Source organism: Colwellia sp. MB02u-14, assembly GCF_014076915.1.
In the GTDB taxonomy this organism is placed as follows: domain Bacteria; phylum Pseudomonadota; class Gammaproteobacteria; order Enterobacterales; family Alteromonadaceae; genus Colwellia_A.
Genome location: NZ_JACGUX010000087.1, coordinates 270,815 through 287,643 on the forward strand (window position 1 = coordinate 270,815; position 16,829 = coordinate 287,643).

11 protein-coding genes are annotated in these 16,829 nt (G+C 36.1%); 5 read left to right on the forward strand and 6 right to left on the reverse strand.

The window, feature by feature from the left end:
- Nucleotides 1-250: 250 nt before the first annotated feature.
- From H4J52_RS17595 to H4J52_RS17605, 3 genes are all read left to right on the forward strand, one after another.
- Nucleotides 251-3,313, forward strand: a complete 3,063-nt coding sequence (locus tag H4J52_RS17595) for a hypothetical protein (RefSeq protein WP_182225322.1) — start codon at nt 251-253, stop codon at nt 3,311-3,313.
- A gap of 67 nt (nt 3,314-3,380) precedes the next feature.
- A complete protein-coding gene (locus H4J52_RS17600; RefSeq protein ID WP_259367882.1) occupies nt 3,381-4,466 on the forward strand; it encodes a hypothetical protein in 1,086 nt (361 codons plus the stop codon).
- A 10-nt stretch (nt 4,467-4,476) separates the two neighbouring features.
- Complete coding sequence (locus tag H4J52_RS17605) at nt 4,477-6,351, forward strand: hypothetical protein (protein ID WP_182225323.1); 1,875 nt, start codon at nt 4,477-4,479, stop codon at nt 6,349-6,351.
- Nucleotides 6,352-6,435: 84 nt separating this feature from the next.
- Here H4J52_RS17605 and H4J52_RS17610 read toward each other — a convergent pair whose 3' ends face one another.
- Nucleotides 6,436-7,875 carry an aminopeptidase 1 gene (locus H4J52_RS17610; protein ID WP_182181949.1) on the reverse strand — a complete coding sequence of 480 codons (1,440 nt, stop codon included), beginning with the start codon at nt 7,873-7,875 and terminating at the stop codon, nt 6,436-6,438.
- Between the two features lie 462 nt (nt 7,876-8,337).
- On the opposite strand from H4J52_RS17610, the gene pepN reads away from it, so the two are divergent.
- Nucleotides 8,338-11,040 (forward strand): aminopeptidase N, encoded by a 2,703-nt coding sequence (gene pepN, locus H4J52_RS17615; protein ID WP_182181948.1) that lies wholly within the window; start codon nt 8,338-8,340, stop codon nt 11,038-11,040.
- A gap of 171 nt (nt 11,041-11,211) precedes the next feature.
- Here the strand turns inward: pepN and H4J52_RS17620 are convergent, their stop codons facing one another.
- Nucleotides 11,212-11,928: a SapC family protein gene (locus H4J52_RS17620; RefSeq protein ID WP_182181947.1), complete on the reverse strand. Its 717-nt coding sequence runs from the start codon at nt 11,926-11,928 to the stop codon at nt 11,212-11,214.
- A 187-nt stretch (nt 11,929-12,115) separates the two neighbouring features.
- Between H4J52_RS17620 and H4J52_RS17625 the strand changes: the two genes are divergently transcribed.
- On the forward strand, nt 12,116-12,835 hold the full coding sequence (locus H4J52_RS17625) for a DUF6445 family protein (protein ID WP_182225324.1): 720 nt from the start codon (nt 12,116-12,118) through the stop codon (nt 12,833-12,835).
- Between the two features lie 25 nt (nt 12,836-12,860).
- Here H4J52_RS17625 and kdsB read toward each other — a convergent pair whose 3' ends face one another.
- From kdsB to msbA, 4 genes are read right to left on the reverse strand one after another with little or no spacing between them, the layout of a single operon-like run.
- On the reverse strand, nt 12,861-13,640 hold the full coding sequence (gene kdsB / locus H4J52_RS17630) for a 3-deoxy-manno-octulosonate cytidylyltransferase (protein ID WP_182225325.1): 780 nt from the start codon (nt 13,638-13,640) through the stop codon (nt 12,861-12,863).
- A gap of 22 nt (nt 13,641-13,662) precedes the next feature.
- The gene (locus H4J52_RS17635) at nt 13,663-13,842 is read right to left on the reverse strand and encodes a Trm112 family protein (RefSeq protein WP_182181944.1); all 180 of its coding nucleotides are present in this window, start codon (nt 13,840-13,842) and stop codon (nt 13,663-13,665) included.
- A 33-nt stretch (nt 13,843-13,875) separates the two neighbouring features.
- Nucleotides 13,876-14,961 (reverse strand): tetraacyldisaccharide 4'-kinase, encoded by a 1,086-nt coding sequence (lpxK, locus tag H4J52_RS17640; protein ID WP_182181943.1) that lies wholly within the window; start codon nt 14,959-14,961, stop codon nt 13,876-13,878.
- A gap of 21 nt (nt 14,962-14,982) precedes the next feature.
- Entirely contained in the window at nt 14,983-16,740 is a 1,758-nt protein-coding gene (msbA, locus tag H4J52_RS17645; protein WP_182181942.1) for a lipid A export permease/ATP-binding protein MsbA, read from the reverse strand.
- Between the last annotated feature and the right edge of the window lie 89 nt (nt 16,741-16,829).

The following is a 16,829-nucleotide window of genomic DNA, read 5'->3' on the forward strand; positions in this document are numbered from 1 at the left end:
AAAGCTGAGCTTAATTTAATTCAAATAGTGGGAGTAATTATCAGGGATTTTTAATATATACATCTATTTAATTGAGAGAGTAAAAAATTAATTTTTGACAGTTCATCTCGGTAGACCCTTTTCAGCGTATACAAAGTTAACGCTGATTTTAAAGCGTAAAAAATAAAGTCATAATTTTTATCCAAGAGCATGTATTTGTTCTATGCTTATGAAGTATTTATAAAAATCATTAATTTTAAAGGGATATATAATGAAAAATAACTTACTCATATCAGCGTTTGTCACACTAACACTAATGGCTACTGGCTGTTCTGACACTAAAGAGACCACAGTTAACCCACCCTCTCCCATACCTCCTATTGATAAAACAGCAACCGCAACATTTAATGTTGCTTTAACGGGGGTGGCTGTTAAAGGTACGATGGCTAATGCAAGTATATCTATTCACCAGATTGACACTACCACAGGTGAAAAATCACCCATTAGCTTTCGGATAGCGAACTCAGTTGAAGCAGAAAGCTATACAGTATCAGCTCCAGCAGGAACTTCAGATGAAACATTAGATGAAATGCTCGCGTCTAAAGTATTAGCTGAAAACCCATTAGAGCCAACAACTGATAAAAATGGAAAAATGAGTATTTATCTTGAAAGTACCTTTTCTGGTGCTGTGATCATAAATATTACCAGTAGTTCATCAGTAGATGCTAGTTGGCTAAGATGCGACTCTTATACTGATTGTGGCGTTTATGAAAATATTGCATCAACTGTTATACCTAATAATGGTGACTTAGCTATCGAATTTGGAGAGTGGTATAAAGAAGATTTAACCTTAACGACAATAAAATACATTCCTGAGTCAACTAATCCCGAGCAATCTAGGCATTATTCCTCAAATGTCACGGTATTTACTGAAGTTGTGGCCACAATATTACAAGATAATTTAAGTGCCGATCCTATGGTGCCGATTAGCCAGCAAGCTATATCAGACGCTTCAGTCCATACTATTATGCAATTGCTTGGGCCAAATGGTGTCATTAAAAACGCAAACTTACTTTCGGATATATCTAAAGGTGTTGGCTTCGACCTTAGTGATATTGGCGAAAATGTCAGCTTAAATGCTGGTAACCTTGCACTAGCCCAATTGTCGGCAAGTTTACAAACAGTCGCCGCGGCAGGTGACAATGGTACCCTATCAGAAATGATTACAGAATTGGCAACATCAGTATCAGATGGTAGTTTAAATGCTGTTGCTGAGGTTTCACCTTCTGCTGCTCCAATACAATCAATTATTTCTAAAGTATCTTCAGTTAACAACAATTCGAAACCATCCGCTCTATTTAATGCAATACAACAAAGAGTGAAGAAAATAGCTGCTATTTATGTTGCTATTGTTACGGGTGACACTGCGGCATTAGACGCGTTAGGTGTTAATGCTGGCATTAGAAACTCAATCACTAAAGCGATGGAAAATGCTGTTAAACGTGGAGCTATATCACAGCAAGATCTTATTAATAGTGCGATAGAAGTCGTCGCTTTAGTAGAAGAAATAGGCTGCATTGGCGATGCATGTACTATAGGAGATGAATTATATGCTGATATAGCAGCTAAAGTTACCACCGAGCTTGCAATGCTCAATACTAAAATAATGAGTATCGCCAGCAATATCGATACTACAGCAGCAGCTATTACTACAGCTGAAGCATTAGAGACAAAAGTTACAGATGCCGATACGGCAATTATCTATTATGAATCAGCAATCGCGGCTTATTTTATGATTTTTAACAGCAATGATGTGAACGTGTTAGGTAACAAAGCTAATCGTTATGACATTGAAGCGAATGCTTGGGCAGATACCGCTAAATTTTTAGTTGCTTCAAGTTCGGAATATCAAAGTTTACTTGATACTGCTGAAGAAATAGCCAAGCTAGCACACACAGAAACAATACAAATAAATGGCGACACAGGATTACATATCGATGTTCAAGCTTTATTAGCTAACGCACAAGCAAAACTTGTTGAATTTGATGCAGTAGTGCCAGCCGCGAAAGCTAGAGCAGAATCATCAAATGACATGGCACTCACTAAACAAGGCCTAGCAACAACGGCACAAACAACGTCATTAAATAGCTATGAAGCTGCAATGGCTATGAATAGTCCTCAAAGTATTGCCGCTGCTACCGCTTTTCTTATGGCCGCTCAACAAGCACTAACAGATAAATTAGACTTTATTTCAATGGCAAATACTTTCCTAGAGTATTCAGAAGTAGCGCTGAATGATGCTCAAAAATACGCAGATATCGCTGAAAATGATACGGATAAAACTGCAGCCGCAACTTTAATGGATTCAGCAGCGGCATTAATAAGTCAATCAAAGGCGCTAATAATATCAGCAAATAAAGATGTGAATCTATTTTCTCATATGGTGGCTGATGCAAAAGCTAAGCAAATAATTTTAAGTAAGTTACCGATGGTGAAAAAGACAACTCAATCTTTTGCTGATATTAATGTAGTTACCATTTTGGGTCGTGATGCGTTAACTGATATCGGCGAAATCATGTTTGATGTACTTGAAGAGGCGAATCAAGAAACAGGTAATGTTATCGATAAAGCGTCACTGCTTCATATTGGTTGGATTTATAGTTTTAATAAAACAAACATGACAATAGAAGCGAGCCATGAAACTAAAGGTTCATTTCAAGGTGTTGCCGAGTTAAGTAATGATGACAGTGATACAACATTACTGCTTGCATGGGCAGCGACCCTAATGGAGAGTGGCGATAATGGTGCTACTTTTGAATTCTCCGCTGGTGACCTAAATGGTTGTGCCACTGGTAATTCTCAAGGTTCGTGTTCAGCATTAACGTTCAGTGGTGTGTTTACCTCATTAAGTGACCTAGATACTAAAGACCCGGTTAAAACTATGTCATCAAGTACACTAGCAATCATAGACAATGATGCCAACTTCACGGGAACATTAATCTTAAGTAACCATGATTTATCAACTAATGAGCAGCCTAACACTTTTAAAACAGAAGTTATTATGGCTGGAATGTCGGCAGACGTTGCTTTCAACTTAACATTCAACCTTGATGAAATGGATGATAATGAAACCTTAAATGTAAAACTAATGATTGGTGATGATGGTTACAAAATGATGGGTAGTGCTGATAATGGCGCATACCTTATGGGTACTATTTGGTTATACGACTATAAATATGGTGACTTTGTTGAGATGTCAAATGGCGTTGTTGTGACGTATATTGATGATGATGAAGTTGAATATTTTGATTTAACTTTTACTATTGGTGATTAATTAGCTCTGTTTGCGGGAGATATTATGCTCCCGCAATTTTTAACCTTTAATTATTCAAGGATGTAAATTGAAAATAAAGCTTACTTTATACTTATGTATTTTTCTGCATTTTAATACTTTTGCAAGTACCTCTTCTCTTACCCTATTTTCTACATTTAACGCTGAAGTTTATGCGGAGTCTCAGCCCATTAACTCTTTTATAGATGAGTTTAATCAACCTTTAACTAAGGGCAATAGTGCCTTTACTTATAATCAGTTTGAGGTAGGTGTAACCTATTCTGCTTTTTCTTTTGGACTGCAAAGTCGCTATGATTATGTAATGGAGTTCGATCCCGACACAGCACTTTATACTCATATTGAAAAAAATGATTTAGCATTTGAAAATCGATTTTATACCTATAATCTAAAAGCAAAGAATGCAACAAGCCATGGTGTGTTTTTTTCGTACAAAATTGACTTCAACACCCCCGAAATAACATTAACACCTAAACTATCAATATTTAGCAGTAAACACTTTCAAGACGGTAATATTAACGGACAAGTTTTAGCTGATAAACCACAAGGAAATTTTAATATTGATTATGCTTTTTCAAAAGATAGATTATTTAAATCTTTTTCACCGCAAGATAGACCTAAAGGTCTAGGATTCAGTTTAGATATTGCGTTTGATTGGCAAATATCAGAGCAATTAATACTGGGCTTAGCTATCAAAGATTTATATTATAAAAGTAATTACGCTGATGCCGGTTATGCTTTGGAGAGTATTCAAGATATTCCTTTTCAAGAAGATAATGAAGGTAACGTTTATTCTGAGCCAGCAATTAGCTTAAAGACATCAGGAAACAATCAAACTAAAGATCATTCCTTAACAATGCCAGCAAGATATTATGGCACCCTTGATTATAGAATATCATCACTCTTTTCCACGCAGTTAGCTTTTCGTTCAATAAAGAATGACCAATTCACTTCTCTTTTAGGTCGTTGGCACTTCAGTGATAACTGGGCACTTATGGCTGGATATGAAAATAAAAGTGAGGCATGGAAAATAGGTATTGGGTCAAAATCTATCGGCATTAATTTCCAAACTGACTCGTTAGATTTCGAAAAAGCATATTACCTTCATTTTAATACTTACCTATCTATTTTATTTTAAGGAGGACAATGTGAAAAAAAATGATCTCATTAACCTATTTTTAATGCTCACTTTACTCAACGGGTGTGGTGGAAATTCTGAACCTAAAGCTGAGGAAAAACAGTCCGAAATATCTCTAGCAAAAAGCCAGATAACATTTTACTTGCCGAGTTGGTTTGACCCTGTTGGGGAAATAATAATACGTTCACAAAGTGGTGAAACCATCACGTCAGCTAATACGTTATCTTTAAATAATGAGAAGATTACGATAGAAAGCAATCAAATCATTACTATTGAATATACTCCAACCTCTAAAAGCATTCTTTGCCCTGTTACAATAGGCTGTGGTGACTCATATAATGATGAACACCAAGACATTAATGCCAACGGCAAAATTGATTATAATGAAGCTTTTACCGTTGACATTTTTTTTTCAACTAAAGTATTTTTAAGCCCTGGTGCTAATAAAGTTTATTTTTCATTATTATCTCAAATTGAATCATCAACTGAAGTGAACAGCCATTTAAAAAGTTTATCTATTACCCCTAATTATCATCAAACCTATGTCGATAAAGAGAACACAAGGCGTTATAAATTTTTAGCAGATGGCAGCTATTATGCCTTATTTAAATCGATAAAAAGTCCGCAAAGTATTCGACTTATAAAAGAGTCCCTTACCTTATTTGTGCAAAATAATGAGATATCAGATATAGCGACTGATTATTTCACTAACCTAGATGACTATTTATCTGAGCAACAAAAAAGTAATGATGATGCACTTATTAACGATGATTTAGTCAAAGAGAAGTTCTCACTGAACAGATTACTTGCAAACTCAAGCAAGCACTTCACACCTAGTCACTCGCCTGATGTAAATGACAAAATACTACTTGAACAGTTCAGAAACGTATTAGCCTTTATTAATATACAAGAACTTAAATATAATAATGAGGCGAGTGATAAAATCACTGAATTATCGAGTATTTTAACTGATGACTCAACACATACTTTAGCAATATTCAGTGAAATATTAACTGAAATACTACAGCTATATTCTCCAACAAATGACACGGCTGCGGGGTTTTATCAATACCAAGGTTTAGACATAAACTACCGAGGGTCACCGTATACTTGGATAATATCAGGGATATATAAAGAAACAGAAATCAATCTGGAATTAAGGATTCCTCAATGGCGAATAAGTGCAGCCCGCGGAGACTTATTTGAAGCAAGCATATTAGGCAATGTAAGAAGTAAATATACATCCTTGACGCTTAATACTGATAACTTGTTACTTAAATTTGATGGTGTAACAGACGTTTTTAATGATGAGAAAGCTAAAACTGCAACATTGAATTTAATAACAAATCTTTCAATTTTGACAGAGAATGGTGAAATCACTGGTCGTATCAATATGACAGGTGAAAGGGTTAAAAATGAAAGTGAAGTGTTAGCTTCTATTTTGAAACAGTTTTCATTTTCGGGACTATTAACAACCAAAAACCAAACAACGAATATTTCCATCATAGCGGTAAAAAACTCGCAATCTTTAACCCAAAATGAAAATGACTTTATCTATGATGTTTTATTAGATATTCCTTCCTCTGGAAGTGCTGATTTTAGGTTATCAATATCAGGATTATCGACAGATTTTGAACGATTAGATAATGTAAATTTAGCATTAAGAATGCAGGGTAAAGTTCTAGCGTTAACGTTAGCGCAAAATAATGACACGAGAAAACTGATCATTAAAGGACTTGATGGCCGCTGGTTATCACTTTTACAACAGAAAAAAGATTACACAGGTCAATTATATTTTGGCAATAAAATTATTGGGGAGGTAATAACGATAAGAGGTCTGCCTGGTATTTTATTTCCTAATGGTGACTTTCATTCAATATTCTAGTATCACACTAAAAAGTACAAGCTAAATAGATACTTGTACTTTTTTAGTTTTAATGGAATAAATTAAATATTAACTTAACTTAATTTATTTTTCCTGATAAAAAGCTGACATTGCTTTGTACAATGAATACAAATCAACTTTTGAACCTACGGCATAAGGTGAATGAATTGATAATATTGGAACACCAAAGTCAATAACTTCCATATTGTCATTTGATAAATCACTACCAATAGTCCCTCCTGAAGCTTTACCTTTATAAGTAGAGGTTTGCCATTTGATTTTATTGTTATCTAAGTAATTACGTGTCCAGGCCATGTATTCAGAGTTCGCATTAAAACCACCACCGTAAAGCTTTAAGTTAATACCATTACCTAAACGTGGCGCATTACCTAATTCCCAAACACCTGCCCAGTTAGGGTTTACACCAGGGTTTACATCGGCTGAAATCACTTTGGTATTACGTAAAACCTTACGCAATTGATAGTCATTATACTCAGCACCCTTTTGGTTGTATAACAAGCTACTCATCATATCAACAAGGTACGATGAACTTGCCCCGGTATTATTAATATTACCCACTTCTTCGTTATCAACTAAAAAAGCAATTGAGGTAAATTCTGGAATCGTCTGTTCAAATATGGCATTAACAGCGGCAATAGAGCTCGCTTTATCATCTTGTCCATATGCGGCGATCATACTGCGATCAAAGCCAACATCGCGAGGTTTAGTTGCTGGCACTAATGCTAATTCCGCCGAAACTAAGTCTTCAACAGAAATATCATATTCTGTTTTTAAGAAATCAACGATTAATTCCTTTACAGATTTATCTAAATCAGGCTTAGCTGCGATGATCACGTCTAGCTCTTCTTTTTTGATCACGTCACGACTTTTACGACTTCTGTTTGGGTGATCAACGTGTGGGGCTAAATCAGGAACCATGAAAATAGGATCGTTTTCATCAAATCCAACAGAGATATTAATAACCGTGCCGTCTTTTTTATCAACGCGCCCAACAAGGGCTAAAGGAATATTAACCCACTGGTAGGTTTTAATGCCGCCATGAATATAAGTTTGTAACATCGCAAATTTTTGCTTTTCATAAAGCGGGCGACCTTTAAGCTCAAGTCTTGGTGAATCAATATGCGCGCCAACAATACGAGTACCTTGCTCAAGATCCTTTTTACCCATCACAATTAATGAAATGGTACGGTCACGATTCACATCATAAAAACGGGCGCCGGGTTTCAAGTTACTTTTTTCAGACAAACGCTTAAAACCTTGTTTTTCTGCACGCTTAATCGTTTCAGTAACAAAGGTTAATTCTGTTGGTGTTTTATAGATAAATTCCTTGTAATCCGTAGCATATTTTTCAACGGCAACTAACTCTGTTTCAGAAAGGTTTAACCAGCTCGATAGTGATTTTTTCTTATCTTTGTCTTCTTTATCTGTTTCAGCATAGGTATTACCAGAAAGGGCAATAGTACTAATGATGGCGATACTTGTTAGCGTTCTTTTTATATTCATTATTATTTCTTTTAATTAATGGCTCCTGATCATAATAAAGAGAAAGAACACCGCCTGACAAGTTTTATTCGTTTGAACAGATAGAAAACAAGGTGAACGTCGGCATTTTAATGACCTTTATAGCGTTAACGTTATTAAAGCTAAGTAAAGTTGTTTAACATGGCTAATCACTCATTTAAAACAACAAAAAAATGTAACAAATTATTTACAACAAAACAAAACCTTAATAAAGTAATGTCATTTAAAATCTCTATAGCTATGATTTTATGAAAGAAAAAATAAAAAATATATTAGTATCAAAATACAAATTGTTAAAATCAATCTAAAAATCGTTTAACCACCCTATTTACGCGATGACTAAAAATAATTCATTAAGGTTATATGATATAACATCATTGATATTTTCATTTAAAAACGTTTCCATTAGGAAACCTTAAAAATAATAAAGTAGGATCTGGGTAAATGACATTAAAAAAATCTCAAATAGCTAAAGCATTGTCTGTGGCTATTATTGGCTCAAGCGTTGCGCTTATGGGCTGTGAAAAAGCTGATACGCCAAGTAACTCAACCGTAGTTGAAATGCCTCAAAAACAAACAAGCTTAATCCGTACTAAAAGTGAATCGCTTGAAGCCGTTTATGCAGAAATGCGCGCGAAGCAAGTGAGCAATGTTAGCTATAAATTAAGTGTAACTATTGATAATAAAAGTGAAAGTTTTACTGGCTCTACCGAGCTAATATTTGACTTAGCTAAAGATAATAAAAACGATTTAACAATAGATTTTGATGAAGGCGACATTAAATCATTAAAAGTAAACGGTAAAGACGTTAAGTTTAGCTATGAAAAATGGTTTATTACGATTCCTGCTACCGAATTAACCGCAGGTAAACAAAGTATCACTATTGATTACGAACGTCCTTATTCAACAGATGGTTCTGGTTTTCACCGTTTCGTAGACCCTAAAAACGGCGAAGTTTACCTATACACTGATTTTGAACCGTATGATGCAAACCGCTTATTTCCTCATTTTGACCAACCCGATTTGAAAGCCAGTTATGAAATTGAAGTAACTGCACCTGCCCATTGGCAAATTATTAGCGCGACTCGCGAAACCAGCATCAGTGAGAATGGCGATACTAAGGTATGGTCTTTCCCTGCTTCTGCAAAATTCTCCTCTTATGTTTTCTCTCTTCATGCCGGTAATTACGCGGTTTGGGAAGATGATTTTGAAGGAATGAAGTTACGTTTATTTGCTCGCCAAAGCTTAGCCGAATACGTAAAGACTGACGAATGGTTTATTCCTACCAAACAAAGTTTTGCTTTCTTTAATGAATATTTTGAAGTTAAATATCCGTTTGGTAAATATGACCAAATTGTAGCACCTGATTTTAATGCAGGTGCGATGGAAAACGTTGCTGCGGTTACATTCAATGAAGGCTATATCGCTCGTGGTGAAAAGTCGACGAGTGCTCGTATGAGCTTAGCAAATGTTATTGCACACGAAATGGCGCACATGTGGTTTGGTGACTTAGTCACAATGCGCTGGTGGAATGGCTTATGGTTAAACGAAAGCTTTGCTACATACATGGCTAACTTGGCAATTGCTGAAGCCAGTGACTTTGAAAACAACTGGGATGTATTTTACTCTGGCACTAAGCAGTGGGCTTACCGCACAGATGACTCTGTAAACACGCATGCGATAGAACTACCTGTAGCTTCCACAGGTGATGCATTATCAAACTTTGATGGTATTACCTACGGTAAAGGTGCTTCAGTTTTAAAACAATTACCTTATTATTTAGGTGAAGAAAACTTCCGCGTTGGTGTAAGTAACTACTTGAAAAAGTTCTCTTACCAAAATACTGATCTTGAAGATTTTATCGGTGAATTAGGCAAAGCAGCCGGTAAAGATATGACCCAATGGACTCAAGACTGGTTATTTAACGCAGGCTTAAACACCATTAAAGTTAGCTATCAGTGTAGTGATGGTAAAATTAGCGATTTTGCTATAAATCAAACCGCACCTGAAGGCTACCCAACGTTACGCGAACAACGTGTTCAAATCGGTTTATACAATGTAAATGCCGATGGTAATGCAATGAACTTAACATCAGCGACACCTATTATGTATAAAGGGGCAACCACTGAAATTAAAGAAGTGATTGGTCAAACATGTCCTGATTTAGTTTATCCAAACGAAGCAGATTGGGGTTACGTAAAAGTAGATCTTGATGAAAAGTCACTCGCTTCAGCGCAAAAACATATCAACGAGATTGATAATGCCACTATGCGTTTAATGTTATGGCAGAGTTTGTCTGACAGTGTCAATGATGCAAATCTAGCTGCTGACCAGCTTGTCAATTTTGCAATGGAAAACATTGAAGGTGAAACTGATTATAACGTATCGCGTAAAATCGCTAGCACATTAACGTCAGCCCTTGGTTACTTAACGGTAGCAACACGTTTAGAACAAAAAGATTATTCAGCACTTTATATGGACGTTGAAAACTTATACTTACGTTTATTAGAAAACGCTGAAGCAGGTTCAGACTTCCAAAAACTTTGGTATGGTCGTTATGTTAGTGTCGCTAAAACAACAAAACATTTAGCACATTTACAAAACATGTTAAACGGTGAGAAGAGCTTTGAAGGTGTAACAATCGATCAAGACAAGCGCTGGACATTAATCGCTAAAATGAATCGTTACCAACATGGTAATTACCAAGCATTATTAACGGCTGAAGCAACAAAAGATATTACTGACTCAGGTGTTAAAAGTGCCATTTATGCAGAGGTTATTCAACCAGAAGCTAAAGGTAAAGAGAAATGGTTTAACGTGGTTATTAACAACCCTGACAAACTAAAACTTTCAACGCTTCGTTACATTATGTGGGGTTTATTTCCAGGTGAGCAACAAGCTTTAGAAGCGCCTTACAAAGCTAAGATCCTCGCTCATATTCCTAATTTAAATGAAGGCAGTGACCTAGGTTTACTTGAGTCTTTTGCTGGTAGCATGCTGCCAACAGAATGTACGCCAGCAAGTGAAGCAGAATTAGCACAACTGATTAAAGACTATAGTGGTATGAAGCCACAGGTATTGAAAACAGTAAAAGCAAGCCATCAACAAATTGGCCGCTGTGTTAAAGCCCTTAAACTATTAAAATAATATTTTTAAGAGCAGTCGTCACGCCTTTATATCGATTTACATGGAAGTGCTAAGGCCGTGATGACATGGATGTCAAAAAACGGCCACGTATGACCGTGACATAATGTTCATCCTAAATATAAAAAGGCCTTATGTGAAAACATAAGGCCTTTTTTATCGAACACGTTATTATTAAGTTGTACTATGTACTTTTAATTTTGCTAATTTATCAATTTGATGCATTGAGTTCATATGCGCATAAATCACGGATAAGTAACCTTTCTTTCTCAACTCTAAAAACTGTTCATCACTTAATTTATCAAGTGTTGCTTGGTTAACCGTATAAATCCCATCAAGTAGAATTTTTCTATTAGGGATATTTAGCGATATCTTACCTTCTGTAAGTAATTCATTATCAACTAAATAATGAATAAACTCTTTGGTCATCAAATTTTGCTTAAAATAATCACTCATTGTTAATCTATAACTTTCTAGGTATTTAGACTCTTTACCTTGAGCATCAAAAAAGCGCTCGCCTGCGCCTGCATTTAAACGGGGGCAAGACTCATCAATAAAAAAGCCATACTGCTTTTCATTATTTTCTTCTTTGGTTAAGCTTAACTTAAAAGGATATAAACTCGCACTTTTAGGCGTAAAAATAGCTCGCCATTTATTATCATCAACAAAAAAGTTTTCACCTAAATCAATACCCGTCAAAATAACAGATTGAAACTGACCCGAATCACCATTTTTAATAAATACTATCGGGAATTCATTGGCAGCCTTCGCGAATTCGTGCATCACAACTTCTAAGTTATTCACATCGTTAACATGCTCAAAAGTCACTTTACTATCAATGCTAAATTCCCCATGTCGTTTAAAACTTATAGGGTGGTAATCATTATTCATCTAGTTCTCTTTATTATTTTAAATATTATCAGATAGTGTATTATTTATTGTATATGATGGGTAGCCCATAATTTTTATAAATGCGCGATATCATAAAATCAATAATCAGTGAAATAATAATATAAGTGATTACTTATTAGAGGGCAATGACTCCTTGCATATCATCACTTTAAAGTTTGGGAAGAGTATGAATTGTAATAAAAATAAACTTTATATTAATAATAATATAGAAGTTGAAGTTGAAGTTCGCAAAATAGGTAATGAAGAAACCAAAATCATTATTATTGATGGCTTTAGTCGCTCACCAAACGATTTAATTGACTATGTTATTACGCAAGGTAATTTAGCTTGTAATAAACGGGACAATAACTTTTATCCTGGCGTAACATGCCCTTCAGAAGCGAGTTACACCGACACTCTTTATAAAGTACTAAAGCCTATCATTAAAGAAGTTTATAAATTACCCGTAGCATACCCAACAAGACTTGAATCAACATATGCGATGGTTACCTTTGATCCTTCTGAATTAAACCAAGATCAAAGAATCCCTCATTATGACTCCATAAGTACCGGTCAATTAGCTGTTTTACATTATCTATGCGAACCCCCCTTTGAAGGAACGGCTTTTTATAGACACAAAGAAACCGGTTATGAAACAATCACTCGGCATCGAAAAGAGCATTACTGGTCGTTTGCAGAGCCAAAACTTAAAAGCAGTCACTACGGTGATAAATACGCTAACAATGGCAATAATGAATATGAGAAAATTGCCAATGTTGACGTGAAGTTTAATCGACTGATTATCTACCCAAGCAAATTATTACACTCAAGTATGATTAATCCCGAGCATTTATCTTCAGACCCTTTAAAAGGTAGATTAACACTACGAACTTTCATCACTTATTAATGCTATTGAAGCTGAATGAATTCAATTATAGCGTTAAAGCGTAAGCTCTCGCTTTTTCAAGGTCTTCTGGGGTATCAACACCTTCAACCGCTAAACGTGTTTCAGCAACGGCAACATGAATTTTTTCGCCCTGCCATAGTACTCTCAGTTGTTCTAAAGATTCAATTTGTTCTAATTGGCTCGCTGGCCACTGAACGTAGTCTTTGATAAACCCAGCGCGATAGGCATAAATACCAATATGGCGTAAGTAAAAGTCACCAATAGTCGCGACACTTTCTTCATCAAGAAAACGAGTTCTGTCATAAGGGATCGTCGAACGGCTAAAATACATCGCATATCCGTGCTTATCCGTTAATACTTTAACGGCGTTTGGGTTGAACGCTTCCTCAACATCATGAATATGAACAGCGAGTGTTGCCATTCTAGCTTGTTGTTGATTTGTTCTTTGTTGATCCGCTAAGTTTCGAGCAACTTGAGCAATATTTTCTGCTGGAATAAAAGGCTCATCTCCTTGAACATTAACAATAACCTGATCATCATCAAAATTATAAATATTCATCACTTCAGCTAAACGTTCGGTGCCAGATTGATGATCAGCGCGAGTCTTACAAACTTCACCACCAAATGCTAATACCGTTTCTTCAACCTGTTCATTATCCGTAGCAACAATCACTTGGCTGGCACCACTTTGCAAAGCCTTCTCTACAACCCATTGGATCATAGGTTTACCATTAATGTCCGCTAATACTTTCCCCGGTAAACGAGACGACTCAAACCGAGCAGGAATCACAACAACAAAAGACATTTAATTCTCCTAATAGATTTAATTAGTCATTTTCACTAATACGGCGTGCTTCGCTTTCTAACAATACTGGAATGCCTTTTTCAATAGCGTAAGCTAAGCGGTCAAATTTACAGATTAATTCTTGCTGTGTTTTATTATAATCAAGTTTGCCTTTACATACCGGACAAGCCAATATTTCCATCAATTTCACATCAAATGCCATGGTCATTCTCTTATTTATAAGTTTATTTATGCTTTAATTTAGCTTTAGTCTAGCTTTAATACGGCTAAGTTTATTAGCTTTTACTTGGTCAAATAGCCCATCTAAAAATGGCGTTATTTGTTTTTTTTCAATTTGTGCATCAACCGGTAAATACCACCAGTTGTCTTGAGCAAAATCAGTACATTTTACGGCATCTTTTTCCGTCATCAACAGTGGTATGTCGTCAGAAAAGCGGGTAAATTGCATCTTATTATAGTGTTGATGGTCGACGAAACCTACCGATTTATCGATGCTAAAACCAACATCGACTAAGGTTTTAAAAAAACGTGCAGGGTCACCAATACCGGCTATTGCATTGATACATTGATTGTCTCTTTCAGTAAAAGTCTGCTGAAATTCCGTTAATAGTAGCCGTTGCTTAGTTTTAACATTTACCACCGTTTTAGCCATTAATGTCATTATTATCTGCGGTGTATTTTTGGGATAGATACTATTCTCTTCTCGGGGTGTTGCGCCATTAAAAATAAGTGCATCCACCGTTTTTAATCGCCATAAACCTTCACGTAAAGGCCCTGAAGGTAACAAGAAACTATTACCAAACTCTCGTTTACTATCAATAACAATAAGTTCGAAATCTCGCTTTAAACGATAATGTTGCAAGCCATCATCAGCAATAATAACTTCACATCCATGCTTTACTAATAACTGAGCATTCAAAACACGATCGCCGCCCACAACAACCGGAATTCCATGGCGTTGATAAATCAGTAATGGCTCGTCACCTGCTTCAGCAGCTGTACTACTTTCACTTAGCAGGTATGGGTAATGCGGAGCTTTTCCGCCATAACCTCTGCTGATCACACCGACTTTTATTCCTTGTGCCAAGCATTGTTCAATTAAGTATAAAACCACCGGCGTTTTACCATTGCCACCAATACCAATATTACCTACCACCACCACGGGTATATCAATAGCGAATGATTTAAAAAAATCCAATAGATAACATTTGCGTCGTACAGCAGATAACAACCAAAAGATAACCGTTAACGGCAACAGTATCGGAACGAGCAACCATTTGGCAGGATGTTGAAAAAACCATACTTTTTCAATTAAGCGCATAATGAAATCTCAATACTCACTTTATTCGCTAAATTGAAAGTTGTGTAATTTGGCATATGCACCGTCTTTTGCTAATAAAGTTTGATGATCACCCTGTTCAAGAATTTTACCTTGTTCCATTACAATGATTTTATCCGCATTTTCAATGGTAGATAAACGATGAGCAATAACAATACAGGTGCGATTTTTTTGCAATACTTGTAGCGCATCTTGAATATGACGTTCAGACTCGGTATCTAATGCACTGGTTGCTTCATCAAGAATTAAAAAGGGTGCATCACACAACAATGCTCGAGCAATGGCAACACGTTGACGTTGTCCGCCAGAAAGCAAAGCGCCATTATCGCCGATATTAGTATCAATTCCATTAACCATATTTTCTGCAAATTCAATAACATGGGCATTTTTAGCAGCGGCAAGAATTTCTTCTCTACTGGCACTCGGTTTTCCATAAGCAATATTATTAGCGATAGAGTCATTGAATAACACCACTTGCTGAGAAACATAAGCAAACTGAGCGCGCAAGTCTTTCAGTTTGTATGAGGTAATATCTTTCCCATCAATTAATACTTTACCCGCTGTTGCATCATAGAAGCGCAGCAAAATCGCACTTGCCGTTGATTTACCGCTACCAGAACGTCCAACCAGTGCGACTGTTTCGCCAGCATTCGCGGTAAAGCTTAGTTGAGTCAGCGCTAATATTTCATCATTATGATAAGAGAAGTCAACCTGCTCAAACGCCAGTGTTCCCTTAGCTTTATCGAGAGTATGTTGTCCGGTATCTTTTTCTTTTTCTTGGTCTAGTACCGCAAATATACTCACACATGCTGCCATACCGTTTTGAAAATCACTGTTTACAGTCGTCAATAATTTAAGCGGTCTCAATAGCATAGTCATAAGGGTAAGTACTGTGATAAAAACACCGGGAGTAAGGGTGTCTTTCATAAAATCTAAATTAGCGACATACAAAACAAAGGCTAAGGCAAAAGAGGCAATAATTTGAATTAGCGGAACACTAAATGATTTAGTTGCCACCATTTTCATACGTTGTTGGCGATTATTTTTATTAATTTTACCGAAACGCTCTGATTCACGCTGTTGGCCATCAAAGGTTAACACCACTTTATGGGCATTAAAGGTTTGCTCTGCGGCAGAAGTAACCTCACCCATCGCACTTTGAATTTTCTTGCTAACTTGGCGAAAACGTTTAGAAACCACAGTAACAATAACAGCAATAATAGGCGTAATAAGGAGGAATATTGCTGATAACTGCCAGCTGTAGTAAAACATAACCGCCAGAAAACCAATAACCATTGCGCCTTGCTGCACTAAGGTAAGTAACGCTTTACTGGTCGCTTGTAAAACCTGCTCAGTATCGAAGGTCAATTTAGAAATTAAGGTGCCCGTAGATTCTTTATCATGAAAGGTCACCGGAAGCGCCATAATGTGTTCGAATAAATTTTGTCTTAAATCGGTAACAACGTTATTACCCACCCAAGCTAAGCAATAATTACCAAAAAAATGGCAGATACCACGGATAATAAAACAAACAATAACAAAAAGTGGTGCCCACTTCATAAAATTTGGATTAGTATCTGCTAAACCCTCATCAATTAATGGCTTTAACTGTGAGAAAAATAAAGTGTCGATACCAGCATAACCAAGCATACCTAGAATAGCGATGACAAACCCTGCTTTATAAGGCTTAGCATAGCCCATTAAACGTTTAAAGTTTTGCCAAGTGGTGGCTGCTACTACTGTATTTTTACTTTCTAACATTCAATCTCTCTATGGCTTAGCGATTAATGACAAGGTATTAAAATTGCTACTATTTTAACGCTATTTTACGCGCTAACCAACTAATATTA

What these genes read in the sequence shown, in the direction of transcription:
- H4J52_RS17595 (WP_182225322.1), top strand. Translation starts at nt 251, where the DNA reads ATGAAAAATAACTTACTCATATCAGCGTTTGTCACACTAACACTAATG.
- H4J52_RS17610 (WP_182181949.1), bottom strand. Translation starts at nt 7,875, where the DNA reads ATGAATATAAAAAGAACGCTAACAAGTATCGCCATCATTAGTACTATT.
- pepN (WP_182181948.1), top strand. Translation starts at nt 8,338, where the DNA reads ATGACATTAAAAAAATCTCAAATAGCTAAAGCATTGTCTGTGGCTATT.
- H4J52_RS17620 (WP_182181947.1), bottom strand. Translation starts at nt 11,928, where the DNA reads ATGAATAATGATTACCACCCTATAAGTTTTAAACGACATGGGGAATTT.
- H4J52_RS17625 (WP_182225324.1), top strand. Translation starts at nt 12,116, where the DNA reads ATGAATTGTAATAAAAATAAACTTTATATTAATAATAATATAGAAGTT.
- kdsB (WP_182225325.1), bottom strand. Translation starts at nt 13,640, where the DNA reads ATGTCTTTTGTTGTTGTGATTCCTGCTCGGTTTGAGTCGTCTCGTTTA.
- H4J52_RS17635 (WP_182181944.1), bottom strand. Translation starts at nt 13,842, where the DNA reads ATGGCATTTGATGTGAAATTGATGGAAATATTGGCTTGTCCGGTATGT.
- lpxK (WP_182181943.1), bottom strand. Translation starts at nt 14,961, where the DNA reads ATGCGCTTAATTGAAAAAGTATGGTTTTTTCAACATCCTGCCAAATGG.
- msbA (WP_182181942.1), bottom strand. Translation starts at nt 16,740, where the DNA reads ATGTTAGAAAGTAAAAATACAGTAGTAGCAGCCACCACTTGGCAAAAC.